The organism is Ectopseudomonas khazarica, assembly GCF_004521985.1.
Lineage (GTDB): Bacteria > Pseudomonadota > Gammaproteobacteria > Pseudomonadales > Pseudomonadaceae > Aquipseudomonas > Aquipseudomonas khazarica.
The window spans coordinates 301,600-314,470 of the sequence record NZ_SBHZ01000004.1; the positions used below are offsets into that span (position 1 = coordinate 301,600).

Annotated in this window: 15 protein-coding genes; 4 read left to right on the forward strand and 11 right to left on the reverse strand. The window is 61.5% G+C overall.

Going from position 1 to position 12,871, the window contains the following annotated elements:
* Positions 1 to 171: 171 nt before the first annotated feature.
* The 5 genes from EPK82_RS07000 to EPK82_RS07020 form a co-directional block, all read right to left on the reverse strand.
* Positions 172 to 1,164 (reverse strand): fimbrial protein, encoded by a 993-nt coding sequence (locus EPK82_RS07000; protein WP_134676157.1) that lies wholly within the window; start codon positions 1,162 to 1,164, stop codon positions 172 to 174.
* Positions 1,161 to 3,692, reverse strand: a complete 2,532-nt coding sequence (locus EPK82_RS07005) for a fimbria/pilus outer membrane usher protein (protein ID WP_167494329.1) — start codon at positions 3,690 to 3,692, stop codon at positions 1,161 to 1,163. The genes EPK82_RS07000 and EPK82_RS07005 overlap by 4 nt, the downstream gene beginning before the upstream one ends.
* The gene (locus tag EPK82_RS07010) at positions 3,646 to 4,419 is read right to left on the reverse strand and encodes a fimbrial biogenesis chaperone (protein WP_134676158.1); all 774 of its coding nucleotides are present in this window, start codon (positions 4,417 to 4,419) and stop codon (positions 3,646 to 3,648) included. Before EPK82_RS07010 ends, EPK82_RS07005 begins: the two co-directional genes overlap by 47 nt.
* Before the next feature lie 98 nt (positions 4,420 to 4,517).
* Positions 4,518 to 5,045 (reverse strand): fimbrial protein, encoded by a 528-nt coding sequence (locus tag EPK82_RS07015; protein ID WP_037050046.1) that lies wholly within the window; start codon positions 5,043 to 5,045, stop codon positions 4,518 to 4,520.
* A gap of 365 nt (positions 5,046 to 5,410) precedes the next feature.
* Entirely contained in the window at positions 5,411 to 6,127 is a 717-nt protein-coding gene (locus EPK82_RS07020) for a response regulator transcription factor (RefSeq protein ID WP_037050049.1), read from the reverse strand.
* Positions 6,128 to 6,511: 384 nt separating this feature from the next.
* Here EPK82_RS07020 and EPK82_RS07025 point away from each other — a divergent pair, with 384 nt between their 5' ends.
* From EPK82_RS07025 to EPK82_RS07035, 3 genes are all read left to right on the forward strand, one after another.
* The gene (locus EPK82_RS07025) at positions 6,512 to 6,865 is read left to right on the forward strand and encodes an ANTAR domain-containing protein (RefSeq protein WP_037050052.1); all 354 of its coding nucleotides are present in this window, start codon (positions 6,512 to 6,514) and stop codon (positions 6,863 to 6,865) included.
* A 151-nt stretch (positions 6,866 to 7,016) separates the two neighbouring features.
* Positions 7,017 to 7,499 carry a GreA/GreB family elongation factor gene (locus EPK82_RS07030; RefSeq protein WP_037050054.1) on the forward strand — a complete coding sequence of 161 codons (483 nt, stop codon included), beginning with the start codon at positions 7,017 to 7,019 and terminating at the stop codon, positions 7,497 to 7,499.
* Between the two features lie 64 nt (positions 7,500 to 7,563).
* Complete coding sequence (locus EPK82_RS07035; protein WP_037050056.1) at positions 7,564 to 7,797, forward strand: DUF2789 domain-containing protein; 234 nt, start codon at positions 7,564 to 7,566, stop codon at positions 7,795 to 7,797.
* Positions 7,798 to 7,805: 8 nt separating this feature from the next.
* Here EPK82_RS07035 and EPK82_RS07040 read toward each other — a convergent pair whose 3' ends face one another.
* From EPK82_RS07040 to EPK82_RS07050, 3 genes are read right to left on the reverse strand one after another with little or no spacing between them, the layout of a single operon-like run.
* Positions 7,806 to 8,294, reverse strand: coding sequence for a YgjP-like metallopeptidase domain-containing protein (locus tag EPK82_RS07040; RefSeq protein WP_037050059.1), 489 nt, complete (start codon positions 8,292 to 8,294; stop codon positions 7,806 to 7,808).
* A 48-nt stretch (positions 8,295 to 8,342) separates the two neighbouring features.
* A complete protein-coding gene (locus tag EPK82_RS07045; RefSeq protein WP_134676159.1) occupies positions 8,343 to 9,443 on the reverse strand; it encodes a PQQ-dependent sugar dehydrogenase in 1,101 nt (366 codons plus the stop codon).
* A 13-nt stretch (positions 9,444 to 9,456) separates the two neighbouring features.
* Positions 9,457 to 9,924 carry a hypothetical protein gene (locus tag EPK82_RS07050; RefSeq protein ID WP_134676160.1) on the reverse strand — a complete coding sequence of 156 codons (468 nt, stop codon included), beginning with the start codon at positions 9,922 to 9,924 and terminating at the stop codon, positions 9,457 to 9,459.
* A gap of 345 nt (positions 9,925 to 10,269) precedes the next feature.
* Here EPK82_RS07050 and EPK82_RS07055 point away from each other — a divergent pair, with 345 nt between their 5' ends.
* Complete coding sequence (locus EPK82_RS07055; RefSeq protein ID WP_134676161.1) at positions 10,270 to 10,953, forward strand: polysaccharide lyase family 7 protein; 684 nt, start codon at positions 10,270 to 10,272, stop codon at positions 10,951 to 10,953.
* An 86-nt stretch (positions 10,954 to 11,039) separates the two neighbouring features.
* Here the strand turns inward: EPK82_RS07055 and fba are convergent, their stop codons facing one another.
* The 3 genes from fba to EPK82_RS07070 all read right to left on the reverse strand — a co-directional run bounded on the left by fba (position 11,040) and on the right by EPK82_RS07070 (position 12,776).
* Positions 11,040 to 12,104: a class II fructose-bisphosphate aldolase gene (gene fba, locus EPK82_RS07060; protein WP_037050072.1), complete on the reverse strand. Its 1,065-nt coding sequence runs from the start codon at positions 12,102 to 12,104 to the stop codon at positions 11,040 to 11,042.
* A gap of 147 nt (positions 12,105 to 12,251) precedes the next feature.
* The gene (locus tag EPK82_RS07065; protein WP_134676162.1) at positions 12,252 to 12,572 is read right to left on the reverse strand and encodes an MliC family protein; all 321 of its coding nucleotides are present in this window, start codon (positions 12,570 to 12,572) and stop codon (positions 12,252 to 12,254) included.
* A gap of 9 nt (positions 12,573 to 12,581) precedes the next feature.
* Entirely contained in the window at positions 12,582 to 12,776 is a 195-nt protein-coding gene (locus tag EPK82_RS07070) for a hypothetical protein (RefSeq protein ID WP_037050078.1), read from the reverse strand.
* Positions 12,777 to 12,871 lie beyond the last annotated feature (95 nt).

Below are 12,871 nucleotides of genomic sequence, written 5' to 3' on the forward strand. Positions count from 1 at the left end.
GCGGCCGGAGCCCCCGGCACGCACAAACATGACGCAGCAAAAGCCGATAGCAACGCACGCCGTAGCATCAACAGCGCCAACCAATGATAATGACTTGCAAATACATTCTCTGATTTTGTGACGTTATCTCAGAATTGCCCGCGCTCCTGGCGATGCGCGGGTGGCGGCTGCTCACTGATAAGTCAGCGTCAAGGTCACCGAGGCAAGCGCTGCACCAGCCCCCACCGGTGTAGAGGTCTGGTAGTAGCGCACCCGGTACGGCAGGGTATTCAAACCATTGGTCAGCCCGGCCAGTTGCCTGGTGCGACCGAGGTCGACTGGCGCACTGGTGGTGCCGTCGAGTACCTGCAAGCCCACCCCCGTTGCCGCCGCGCTCGACGTCAGCGCAAGCACCCCAGGAGCGTTGGAGCTGTGTGGCGTTCCGTCCATGCGCAGTTGAACGATGCCATTAGCGACCTTCTCGCACTGCAGAACGATGTCGAATGACTGCTCGCCCTGCGTCGACCCCACCCCTGAAAAGCGGTTGCGGTACACAGGTGCCAATGTAACCGTCTGATCAGGGTTGCCGAAGAGGCGACACGATGGCGGTGAAGGAGCGATCCTGGCGGACTGGATATTGACCTGCAAATAGCGGTTGTAACGAACGGTGCGCAGGGTCGCGTAGCTGCCAGGCGTGATGGCTCCAGTCCCTACCGTGGAGCCGATGGCAACCAGTTCGAGCTTGATTTCTCTCCATACGTCTCCTGCCGTCAACAGACCGGTGAACAGTGGCGGGATGGATCGCCTCCATTCGCTTCCGACGTAAAGCCCCTCCGGCTGCAAACTGACCCGATAGCCGACCCCCGGGACGTTGGTCTCGTAGACCCCCTGCAGCCCTGCGCTCGCCCTTTCAGCTGCAAACGAGCCTGTGGCGTTGCCTTGGCCCAGCTGACATCTCAAGAGATAGAACGGATACCTAACCGGCTGTCTCGACTCCGCGAGCACCTGCCCCATCCGGGGCGAACCTGACGGGGCAATGATCGGGGTGGGGAAGTTGAACGTATAAACACCCTGATCGAAGTCGCTCTCCCATGAGCAGGTTGCATGGGCGAATGGTACTGCAGCGCCTAGCACCACCATCCACAGCAATCGGAACAAAGGATGCGCAACCCGCGACTTGCTCATAGACAGCTCTCCTTCAAGCCTCTAACTGGCGTCTGCGGCGCCCCCGGCGGCACACGGTAGGCCACTGTGCAGCTCCGGCCAGCACCCCAGCGGACGTTCAGCTTGCCTGCAGGTTCAGCACCTGCGACATAGGCCAGCCCCTCGGGACCGACCAGCCCCAGTTCCTGGCCATTGGCGCCGACGATTCGTGCTCCAAAGGGCAAGGGCTCCCCCTGCGCATCGCTCAGCCGCAACATGAGCCGGTAACCACTGCGAGCCTCGAACGGCGCCAGCACCACTGCGCCACGAGTCGGTACCACCTCCTGGGCCGCCGTCATGACCTCGACGTTCTCCCCCAGCCCGCTCATCGACAACGACAGACGATTGCTTCGATAAGGCGTCAGGCTCGGCACTACCGCATAGCCACGGCCATCCGTGCGCACCCCCACCTGCGACTGCAGCGCTAGCCCCTCGGCGTCGGGCACCTGTACCAGAGCAACGGTCTCCCCCAGTGGTTGCGACAGTGTGAGTCCATTGGCATGCGCCACCATCCCTCCGGACAGCTCGAGATTGGTCTGTTCATAGCCCTGCCCCTGGCTGTGCCCAAAATCGACCTGCCCATAACGCCCCTGGTAACCCAGATTGAGGCTGCCCCGAGAGCCTTGCTCGTCGGAACGATCAAAGGTCACGCCGTAATCGAGGCGATGGTCATCGAGAGCATTGCCGAAGACGCTTGCCTGCTGATAGAGACGCTGGTCAGCACCGCGTGAGACCGAATACATGCCCGAAGCGCCAGACGAGCCAAGCGGTATGCTCACAGAGATCATCAACTGACGCTCAGGAGCACCGAACAGCGTGCGGTACTGGTTGTAGTAGAGGTTGTAACTGAGCTGCCGGTAGCTGCCGGAGTAACCCAGCTGTACGAAGTGTTCCAGGTCGTTACTGCCCCAGTAGCGCTGCTGTCGGGCTGAGACGAACAGCGCTCCCCAACGCCCCATCGATTGCGACAAATCCACCTGCAACTCACTGCGGACGCTTGGAAACGACAGTCCATCGCCCTCCAGCGCCTGCATCTGCACCGCCTCGGGAAAGCTGTAGTACTCAGGACCAGAATAGCGGTAGCCAGTCATGCTGAAGGTCGTAGCCGTACGCTCCAGCGTCTTGCCATAGAGCACCCGCAGCGCCTGCCCGGAAAGACACCCCACTTTGCTACACGTGCGCGCATCTGAAAGGTCAAGGGACAGTGCTCCGAAACCCAGCATGTTCCTGCCTATTCCCAGCAACCCCGCCTGATAGCCCTGCCCTAGCAGCGCACCGCCATACAAAGAGAAGTCGCCAGACAACCCACGCGCAAGGGTGCCCTGGAAGAAGTAGGGGCGCAGCTGTTCATCTTCATACCCAGTGCGGTACTCCCCGGCGCTGACTTCATAACGCCAGCGACCATCACGCAGTAGCGTCGGCACCGAGGAAAAGGCCTGGCTGTAACGGACCTGACGGCCATCGGCCTCCAGAATGGTTACGTCCAGATCGCCACCGTTGGTGGTCGGGTAGAGGTCGTCCAGCGTGAACGGCCCTGGCGCGACATAGGCGCTGTAGATGATGAAGCCGTTCTGCCGCACCACTACCCGCGCATTGCTCTGAGCCACGCCGCGAATAGTCGGGGCATAGGCGCGCAGACTGTCTGGAAGCATCGCCTCGTCAGAGCTGAGCTGTACACCGCGAAACTGGAAACCCTCGAACAGCTCACCCAGGGTGTAGCCGTCGCCCATCATCAATTGGCCATTCAGCGCCTGAATATCCCGTTGGACATAGGTGCGCCCTGCCTGCCAACTGCCCTGGCCAACACTGTCACGGTTATAGGTAAAGTACTGACGCAAGCGCCAACTGCCCAGGTTGATCCCGCCACGCAAACGACCGAACAGCGTGTTGCCCGAGCCCCCCTGTGCACGCCCTTCGTCATTGCGCGCCAGGCTCAACTGATAGTCGAACAAGGCCGCGTCTATCCCACTGTCCCAGCGACTCGAATCGATCGACCCACGCGCCTTGCGCGACAGCGCCGCTTGCGGAATGCTCAAGCGCAGACGCTGCGCGGCCGCATCATAAGCCACACGGGCCTCGGGAAACGCCGCTTCCAAATCGATACAGGCCGGTGGTGGCGAGCTCATGGCAGGCAGGGCCGCCAGGTTCAAACCCCACTCAACCAACTGCTCGGCACTCAAACACGGCACTGCATCGCGCCCTGCATCGTGCTCGATGAAGCGAATGGTGAATCGCCCCAGCAGGTCATCGTTGCGCAGCACATCGACCCGGTACTCACCTGCCAACACCCGGCTACCGAAAGCGAACATCGACAGGTCCACGTCAGCCTGCCCACCACCCAGTTCGAGAAACGCCTCATTGAACATCGTGGCAACGGGCTCAGCGGAATGGACGAGCGCCGCGACCAAGAACGTCCACGCACACAGGCACCGGCCCAGAAGGCCTTGCCAAACCACGCGCACCTCAGAAGGCTCGTTTTTTTGAGCTGATCGAGGGATGAGACTCGACACGCACCAAGGGTACCTCGATGCGTTCCTCCTCCGAGAGGCCGCCGTAGTCATTGATGACGGCGAACTCCACGCTAACGGCTTGCGGCGCACCAATCGACGTCAGTGGGTACTCGCGCACTTCATAGGGAGGCACCATATCTGGCGCGATGTTTTCCATTCCCGGACGGACCCGCATCACACCGAAGGTCACATGATACGGCGTGGGATTTTCCACACGCAGCAAAACGCCACCGTCGCGATCGGCCAGCACGGACCACTTCAACTCCTTGCGCGCCTCGACGGCACCACTACCGGCCAGCTTCAACGGACGGTAAAACAGCTTGATTCGCGTGCGGATGGCCAGTTGCAGCACGTTATCCTGCTGCACCTTTTCCGGAATCTCCTTGACGTTGATCCAGAACACCGACTCACGGTCTTGTGGCAGCTCATCCGATACCCGCATCACCCGCAAGACGTTCTCCACGCTTGGGTCAAGCCGAGACAACGGCGGCACCAGCAGAAAAGGAGTGTCGTTACGCCCCTCTCCGGCGTCCACCCATGCCTGCACCACATAGGGGTGACTGTCCCCATTCTTGATAGGAAGTGAGGCCTCGCGGTTCGTCTCCTGAAAGATCACTCTTGTGGCCCCCACCTGCACGGCTGCGCCAGCTGACGCGCAAGACGCAACGAACATGATGGGCACCGACGACATACGGATGAGCCGGCATAAACGGTTGAACAAAAACATAAGCCCCCCCCAGAACGGCGGTGCGTGACAGCCAGGGCACGGAGCCCTACACGCAACCCAACTCCAGCGCAGGCAGGCGCTGGAGGGTGACAGAGCCTTTAGTGATAATTCACTGTGAACTGGGCCGTGGCGTTGGCAGCCCCCGGCTCGACCTGAGCCCGCGTGGCTACATAGGCCGCGTAGAATTGCAGCTCGCTGTCTCCTGGTCGTAGAGGGATGGCCATGCTGCCATTTCCAGGTATCACGCCGACCCGCTGGCCGCCTTCCTCTGTGTAAATTTGAATACCGACACCAACCGCGCCTCCCGTAACCGCCATCAAGCCCGCGTTGAGCGGATCTCGCGGTGCGTTGAAGGTCACCGATGCCCTTCTGGCTGTCGGGACACTGCAATCCGTCAACTTAATGGAGAAACTAACGCCGGGAGAGCGAGCGCCAATTGCTGTCAACGTGTTGACAGAAACCCGCCCCAGCTCCACGGTTTGATTCGTACTGCCCGTCGCAACCACGCAGGCCGCGTCGACAATCGAACCGTTGAAGATCACAGTACCATCCCTAGCAAGCACCCCCTGTGCAGCTACAGCCATGGCCAACGCGACAGCAGCTTTGAGCGTGGTAATAGCGTTCATAAAATCCTCCACCTATGTGCTCGTAAACTAACGATTGTTGTAATAAGGCATATTTGCCAATAGCCGAGAAATGATCCCAGAACACTCACAACCAAAACATAGGGATAGCCCCAAAACACAATAGGAATTAACTTATTCCATAAGAAACAAATAGGACTATCCTTATAGCAACTGATGCATACCGGCCAATTGCAACAACGACCCTAATCGAACACACGCAACGAACCGCGCCTAAAAACAACGACAGCGTCACCCCATGCAACTTATTCGCATGTCCGCACGCAAAACTTCCGACACGACAGACAAGACTAAAGTAGTGTTCAGCGGATAAACGAGACAGGTTGACTGAACAGCGTCGGTCGAACTCAGAGCGGGTCAACCCGCTCAAGGCGATAGCCGTAGCCATAGATAGAAGCCAGGCACCAACCATATTCGGACGACAGCTTCAGTTTGCTGCGCAAGCGATAGATCATGGTATCCAGCGGGCGCGAGGAATAGCGCTCGCCTTGCGGCCAGAAACGGTCATAGAGATACGAGCGCGACAGCGAGCGGCCGAGATTTTCCATCAGGCAACGCGCCACACAATACTCCCGCTCGGTCAGCAACGTAGCACTGCAGTCACGCGTCACGGTGCGCCCGGCGTCATCGAACAGCAGGTCGAAGTAGACATGAAAGCGCTGGACCTGGCCCTCGGCGGCCTGAATGCGACGGCGATTCACCACCAGAATGCGTGCATGCAGTTCATATTCGCTGAACGGTTTGTGGATGAAGTCCTCGGCGCCAGCGTTGATGGCCTTGACGATATCTGCCCCCGAGCTGCCGCCAGTCAGCACAATGACCGGAGGGGGTACTTCAAGGTGCTCCTGCACCCAGCACAACAAGGTGTAACCGCTCATGCCTGGCAGGCACCAGTCGATGATCAGCAGGTCGAAATTCTCGCGTTTGAGACGCCGCAGGAGGTCCTCCCCCGAACTGAAGCCGTGCACCGTCCAGTCGAAACCGCTCGCCCTGGAATAGCTACTGATAACCTTTAATGCCCGATTCAGACAGATCTCTTCATCATCCAAGACAGCTATCCTCATGGACGCCCCCTATTATTATTAGTAACAGCGCCGCGAATCTATCGTTCAGAGCGCACTCGGATTCCCCCTAGAATCTGAGATAGTGTTACAAGCAGATACCGAACAATATCACCGCTGTAGCATTAAACCGGGAACTTATTGAGTTATAGGCCCTAGCCTATTGATCTATAGGTTTTCCCCTAGTCCTTAGTCCTAGCTTTAACCACGAACTTCCGGAGCACCGTCTCCGATCACCGGACACTGTTAAAACCTGGAGCAACAAGTATCTGCAGCCACCTGGCCACATACTACTCGGACGATTTCACAGTACCCCAACGACACGTTACGACGGCAACTGAGCAAGTACAGACCGTACTTTGGCCAGAAAAGACCGGAATACTTCAGATGCTCGAAAAGAAACTGCGTATTCTGCTTATCAGCGAGAAACCTGCGACAGCCCGGGGCCTGGAACATGCATTGAATCGGCTGGGCTACTTCCGCGTGACTGCCATCGACTCGCTGGTCGATGCCCTGCCACTGGCCGACTCCATCAAACGGCGCTTCGATCTGATCCTGATTGCCCCGCACATCCGCCGCAACGGCAAGGCTCGGCAGCTTGAGCAGGCCCTGAGCAGCAATAGGCTGGCAGACAATCCGGCAGTCGAGGGCCCTCCCGTCGTCAGCTTCGTCTCGATCATCACCGGCATTCGCGAACTGCAGTGCCTGATCAGCCGCTGCCAGCCTGCTTACGAGGACTGATCAGCGGGTCAGGCACGGCGGCAGCGCTAATCGCCACAGATCAGCCGCGTCAATTTCTTCTGCGAAACATGACACGAGATACGGCAGCGGGGCCGATTCGCCCTACAATCGCCACTACCGAATGCCGTCAACATCCGACTCGAAATCGTTCATGGACAAGACCCTATTGCTGCAACAGGTGCTCACGCATCTGCAGGCTGACCTGGAGCAGGCCCACCAGGCGGCGCTGAGCGCCCACGAAACGGCTACCCATGAAGAGAATGTCGCCGAGAACAAGTACGACACCCTGGGCCTCGAAGCAGCCTACCTCGCCAGTGGCCAGGCACGCCGCGTCGAGGAGCTGCGCCAGACACTGATCACCTGGCGCCAGCTGCGCCTGCGGCCCTTCGACGAGAACCAGGGCGTCGAACTGGGGGCACTGGTCCAGCTGCTCGATGCGCATGACCAGGTGCGCTGGCTGTTTCTCGGCCCCCAGGGCGCCAGCATGAAGCTGCAGCATGCCGGCCAGACGGTTCAGGTGCTCGGCAGCGCCGCGCCACTGGGCCGTGCCTTGCTGGGCAAGGTGCCGGGCGACCAGATCAGCGTACCAATGGCCGGCGCGGCACAGGATTTCGAGGTGCTGAGCGTCGAGTGACGGGGAACTATCTGGGCTAGGGTTGGTAGAGAACCTTATAGCCACCACCGTCCGGGAGCTCAGCATGGAACCGCCTGTTCACGACCTGTCTTCGCTGTTCAAACAACTCGGTCTGGCCGACGACAGCGCCAGCATCGACGCCTTCATCAGGACCCACGCGCCACTCCCCGCTGAGCGCAAGCTGGCGGACGCCTCGTTCTGGACCCCGGCACAGTCGGCCTTCCTGCGCGAGGAGATCCTCGAAGACGCCGACTGGGCGGAGGTGGTCGATCAGCTCAACGTGCGCCTGCGCGGCTGACGCGTGAACTAGGTGCCGCTCATCTCGCGCCAGGTGAGGTACATGCGCAGGTCGAACTCGATCTGCGCGTAGCCGGGCAGCATGTAGTCGCAGAGTTTGTAGAAGGCCTTGTTGTGCTCGGCCTCCTTCAGATGCGCCAACTCATGCACCACGATCATCTGCAGGAAGACTGGTGCGGCATCGCGAAACAGCGAGGCCACGCGGATTTCCTTCTTGGCCTTGAGCTTGCCGCCCTGCACCCGCGAGATCGCCGTATGCAGCCCCAGGGCACGATGGGTGAGATCGAGGCGATTGTCATAGAGCACCTTGTCGATGCCGGGCGCGTTCTTCAGGTGCTCCTGCTTGAGCGCCATCACATAACCGTAGAGCGCCTTGTCGCTCTGTACGTCATGGCGTCCGGGATAGCGCTGCGCCAGGTAGCCGCCCAGGCGGTCATCGGCGATCAGCTGGCGGACCTGCTGCTGTAACTCGACCGGATAACCCTGTAGATACTTCAATGATGCCGCCCCACGCGTGACTGGAGCACCAGTGTAACGGATGCCCGCCTATTCGCTCGGCAGTACGCGCAGTATCCGCCCCTGCGGATTGTCGGTCAGCAGGTAGAGCGCCCCGTCAGGCCCGCTGCGGACATCGCGGATACGCTCGCCCAGTTCCTCGAACAGCACCTCCTCGCCAGCCAACATGCCATCGCGCAGGCGGATGCGCCGTACGCTGCGCTCGGCCAGGGTCGAGGCGAACAGGTCTCCCTGCCAGTCGGGAAACAACTCACCGCGGTAGAGCATAAGGCTCGACGGCGCTACCGATGGCGTCCAGTGCAGCAGCGGTGCGACCAGCCCCGGCAGCTCGGTGTAGGGGCTGACCCTGGCGCCGGTGTAGTCGACACCGAAGGTCGCCAGCGGCCAGCCGTAGTTGCCGCCCGGCTCGATCAGATTGAGCTCGTCGCCACCGCGAGGGCCGTGCTCGTGGCTGTACAGACGCCCCTGCTCGGCGTCGAAGAAGATGCCCTGCACATTGCGATGGCCCAGGCTGTAGATCTCCGGCGCCGCACCCTGCTGCCCGAGCAACGGATTGTCCTGCGGCACACTGCCGTCACGGTTCAGGCGCACGATCTTGCCGAGGTGGTTGGCGGGATTCTGCGCCTGTTCACGCCAGTCGAAACCATCACCGAGGGTCAGCACCAGCGTCTTGTCCGCCAGGAAGGCGATACGCCCGCCATAATGCGCGGCGCCGGCCTTGAGCGGCTGGGCGGTAAACAGCACCTCGAGATCCTGCAACTCGCCATCCACCAGGCGCGCACGTATCAGGCGCGTGTTGTTGGCCTCCAGCGAACCCTGGGCGTGGGTCAGGTAAAGCCAGCGGTTGTCACTGTAGTCCGGATCCAGCGCCACCTCCATCAAGCCGGCCTGGGCGGCGATGAACCCCTCGGGCACGCCCGCTACCGGCTCGGGGTCGAGCCGGCCATCGGCCTCGACGATACGCAGGCGGCCGACGCGCTCGGTGACCAGCAGGCGGCCATCCGGCAGGAACGCCATCGACCAGGGGTGCTCCAGCCCTTGGCTGAAGGTTTCGATGCGGTAATCGTGCGCGGCCAGCGGTACGCTGGCGAACAAGGCGCCGAGCGCCAGCACGCGGAAGCTGTTCAACATGGGCAGCGCCTTGTCACTGAGTATCGGAAGTAGTCGGCTGCGTCCGGTAGCGCACCCGCCGGCCCAGCAGGCCAAACAGCAACGCGCCGGCACTGCCGCAGGCCATCAGGGCCAGGGTCCCCAGGGGATGGCGATCAGCGGCGATCAGCGTCGGCATGGGCGCCAGGGTGTTGGCCAGGGCCAGCGCCAGCCAGATCGCAGTGGCGCCTGCCACGACGAGAATGGCCCAGCGCAACGACGGCAGGCGCCGCGCCAGCCAGAGCGAAAGCGGCAGGGCGACGACAAAACCCAGCCCTGCCAGCAGTGCGAAAGTGGGGGCAAAACCGAGCAGATCCAGGCAGGTGGTGCCGAGGCGCACATCGAGCGGCACGGGCGCCCCCAGCGCTTGCAGGGCCGCGAGATTGCTCTGCGTCTGAAAGATCGAGGCAAAGGCGCTGGTCAGCAGCACGGCGAGGACGAAAGCGAGCAGCAGGCGCGGCATGAACGAGGTTTCCGGAACGGCAGTGCCCGAATTATGGCGTAGGCCGCCCGTTGCATCGGCCTGGGTGTTTTACAGGGTTTTACCTGATGCGCCCGACTGGATGGCGAGACCTGGCGCCACGCAGAAATAACCGAATATTGACGCCAATTAATCGACGAACGGTGCTCACGCTACAGACATGGGTGCCGCTATAGATCGCGCCGCAAGCGCAGCCCGCGTTCACGGCAGGCAGACCTGCCACCTTCTAGCTCGCGTGTCACCCGCTGGAACGCCAAGTAACGCGTTACTGACTCCTGGACGAGATGTGCACCCGACTGAAGTTCCCATCATCAAGGAGCTTTGAGCATGATCGAACTCGCCGTGTGGAACCTCAGCATTCCTATCGGGGTTCCCGCCACCACCATCGATACACCGGTCCTCGCCGGTGGTTATCAGGACCACTATTTCCAGTCCCGCGATGGCGCGATCTTCTTCTGGTCACCGGTCAACGGCACCACCACCATCAGTGCCAAGTATCCGCGCAGCGAACTGCGCGAGACGCACGCCGATGGCAGCGTGCGCAACTGGACCTATCCAGGGGCGGAGCATTTCCTGCGCGCGGCGCTGAGCGTCAGCCAGGTGCCCTCGACCGGCAAGATCGTCATCGGCCAGATCCACGCCTACAAGAGCTCGATGCCCATGCTCAAGCTGGAGTACCAGTACAAGGCCTGGGCAGGTAGCGGCAACATCGTGGCGAAAGTGCGCATGACACCGGACGCCGAGATCCAGGTCGTGACCATCGCCAGCGGCATCGTCCTGGGCCAGCCCTTTCACTACACCCTCAACCTGAAGGCGGACGGCACGCTGGCAATCCGCCTCGACCAGATCGACTGGAGCACGCGGGTCGACCCCAGTTGGGCCACCAAGCCGTTGTACTTCAAGGCCGGCGTCTACACCCAGGACAACACCGGCTACGAGACGGAAGCGGGGGCCGCGCGTTTCGACCAGCTGAGCATCGAGCACCGCGCACTCGGCAGCAACACGCCCTGAGTGACGAACGCCAGGCAATAAAAAACCGCGACGCTTGCGCGGTCGCGGCTTTCGGCTGAACGCGGCGGGCTCATGCCCGTCGCCGATCAGTTGACCTTGGCGTTCAGCTCGCCACTGGCGTAGCGCTGGAACATGCCTTCCAGGGAGACCGGCTTGATCTTGGAGGCGTTGCCGGCGGTGCCGAAGGCTTCGTAGCGGGCGATGCAGATGTCACGCATGGCGACGATGGTCTTGGCGAAGAACTTGCGCGGGTCGAACTCGCTCGGGTGCTCGGCCATCATGCGGCGCATGGCACCGGTGGAGGCCAGACGCAGGTCGGTGTCGATGTTGACCTTGCGCACGCCGTGCTTGATGCCCTCGACGATTTCCTCGACCGGCACACCGTAGGTTTCCTTGATGTCGCCGCCGAATTCGTTGATCACCTTCAGCCATTCCTGCGGAACGGACGAGGAACCGTGCATCACCAGGTGGGTGTTGGGGATGCGCTTGTGGATTTCCTTGATGCGCTCGATCGACAGCACGTCACCGGTTGGCGGCTTGGTGAACTTGTAGGCGCCGTGGCTGGTACCGATGGCGATGGCCAGGGCGTCGACCTGAGTCTTCTTGACGAAGTCGGCGGCCTCTTCCGGGTCGGTCAGCAGCTGGCTGTGATCCAGAACACCTTCGGCGCCAACGCCGTCTTCTTCACCCGCCATGCCGGTTTCCAGGCTGCCCAGGCAACCCAGCTCACCTTCCACCGACACACCGCAGGCGTGGGCGAATGCCACGGTCTGCTGGGTCACGCGGACGTTGTACTCGTAGTCAGCCGGCGTCTTGCCGTCTTCTTTCAGCGAGCCGTCCATCATCACCGAGGAAAAGCCCAGCTGGATCGAGCGCTGGCAGACGTCAGGGCTGGTGCCGTGATCCTGGTGCATGCACACCGGGATGTGCGGGAACTCTTCGATGGCAGCCAGGATCAGGTGGCGCAGGAACGGCGCACCGGCGTATTTGCGGGCACCAGCGGACGCCTGGACGATGACCGGCGAATCGGTCTTGTCGGCGGCTTCCATGATGGCGCGCATCTGCTCGAGGTTGTTGACGTTGAAGGCCGGCACGCCGTAGCCGAATTCGGCGGCGTGGTCGAGCATCTGGCGCATGCTGATAAGTGCCATGGTGTTACTGTCTCCCGGTTTGGAGGTCGTTAATCGTGCAAGCCTGCCGCAGGGGCCGGCGTTGTTCAAGTAATCCGGAAGGGACGCGTCGCCCACTTCCGCTGCGCGCGGCGAGATGACCGCGCGGTGTTGCAAAGTTCTCGCTACTCAGCGCGGCTTGCAGCCGCGACCGACCACTTGCTCGGTGCCGATCCGGTAGACCAGCCCCTCATCGCCCTTGGTGTGGAAGGCCAGCATCGGATCGCTGTACAGCGCCCCCGAGGCAGACGGTGTGAGCCTCAGGCGGTGGGCGATGTCGCTGCCGCCCAGACGCAGATCTATGGCGTCCTCACCTGCCGGGCGCCAGAGCACCTCGGTCTTGTTGTCACAGATCCAGCTGATCCAGCGATCACTCGCCGCCGGCTGCTCGGCACACGCCGTCAGCAACAGGATGGCGCTGAGCAATCCCACTTTCCCTGCACTGTTCATTCGCCCTCCTCAATCACAACGCTGGCTGGGCATTCCACCATTGGCGCCACTCTGTCCGTCGATACTGCCACTGCCCTGGCTGCTGGGCGTTTCGATCTGCGCCGGGCTGAACACCCGACAGGCCTTTTCGCGGGCCGTATGGGGATCCCCCGCACAACCGCCCAACAGCACACCGACAATACCCAGCAGCATCCACCTGACCATGGCCTTGCTCCTTGCTCGAGGAATCGGACAACCCGATTCGCCCAGGGTTTAACCGGAGCAGAAACGGGATTCGCCTTTCATCCTAGCAGGGCCAC

What these genes read in the sequence shown, in the direction of transcription:
- EPK82_RS07065 (WP_134676162.1), bottom strand. Translation starts at nt 12,572, where the DNA reads ATGAACAGTGCAGGGAAAGTGGGATTGCTCAGCGCCATCCTGTTGCTG.
- EPK82_RS07035 (WP_037050056.1), top strand. Translation starts at nt 7,564, where the DNA reads ATGGAACCGCCTGTTCACGACCTGTCTTCGCTGTTCAAACAACTCGGT.
- EPK82_RS07010 (WP_134676158.1), bottom strand. Translation starts at nt 4,419, where the DNA reads ATGTTTTTGTTCAACCGTTTATGCCGGCTCATCCGTATGTCGTCGGTG.
- EPK82_RS07045 (WP_134676159.1), bottom strand. Translation starts at nt 9,443, where the DNA reads ATGTTGAACAGCTTCCGCGTGCTGGCGCTCGGCGCCTTGTTCGCCAGC.
- EPK82_RS07050 (WP_134676160.1), bottom strand. Translation starts at nt 9,924, where the DNA reads ATGCCGCGCCTGCTGCTCGCTTTCGTCCTCGCCGTGCTGCTGACCAGC.
- EPK82_RS07020 (WP_037050049.1), bottom strand. Translation starts at nt 6,127, where the DNA reads ATGAGGATAGCTGTCTTGGATGATGAAGAGATCTGTCTGAATCGGGCA.
- EPK82_RS07000 (WP_134676157.1), bottom strand. Translation starts at nt 1,164, where the DNA reads ATGAGCAAGTCGCGGGTTGCGCATCCTTTGTTCCGATTGCTGTGGATG.
- EPK82_RS07015 (WP_037050046.1), bottom strand. Translation starts at nt 5,045, where the DNA reads ATGAACGCTATTACCACGCTCAAAGCTGCTGTCGCGTTGGCCATGGCT.
- EPK82_RS07055 (WP_134676161.1), top strand. Translation starts at nt 10,270, where the DNA reads ATGATCGAACTCGCCGTGTGGAACCTCAGCATTCCTATCGGGGTTCCC.
- EPK82_RS07025 (WP_037050052.1), top strand. Translation starts at nt 6,512, where the DNA reads ATGCTCGAAAAGAAACTGCGTATTCTGCTTATCAGCGAGAAACCTGCG.
- fba (WP_037050072.1), bottom strand. Translation starts at nt 12,104, where the DNA reads ATGGCACTTATCAGCATGCGCCAGATGCTCGACCACGCCGCCGAATTC.
- EPK82_RS07070 (WP_037050078.1), bottom strand. Translation starts at nt 12,776, where the DNA reads ATGGTCAGGTGGATGCTGCTGGGTATTGTCGGTGTGCTGTTGGGCGGT.
- EPK82_RS07030 (WP_037050054.1), top strand. Translation starts at nt 7,017, where the DNA reads ATGGACAAGACCCTATTGCTGCAACAGGTGCTCACGCATCTGCAGGCT.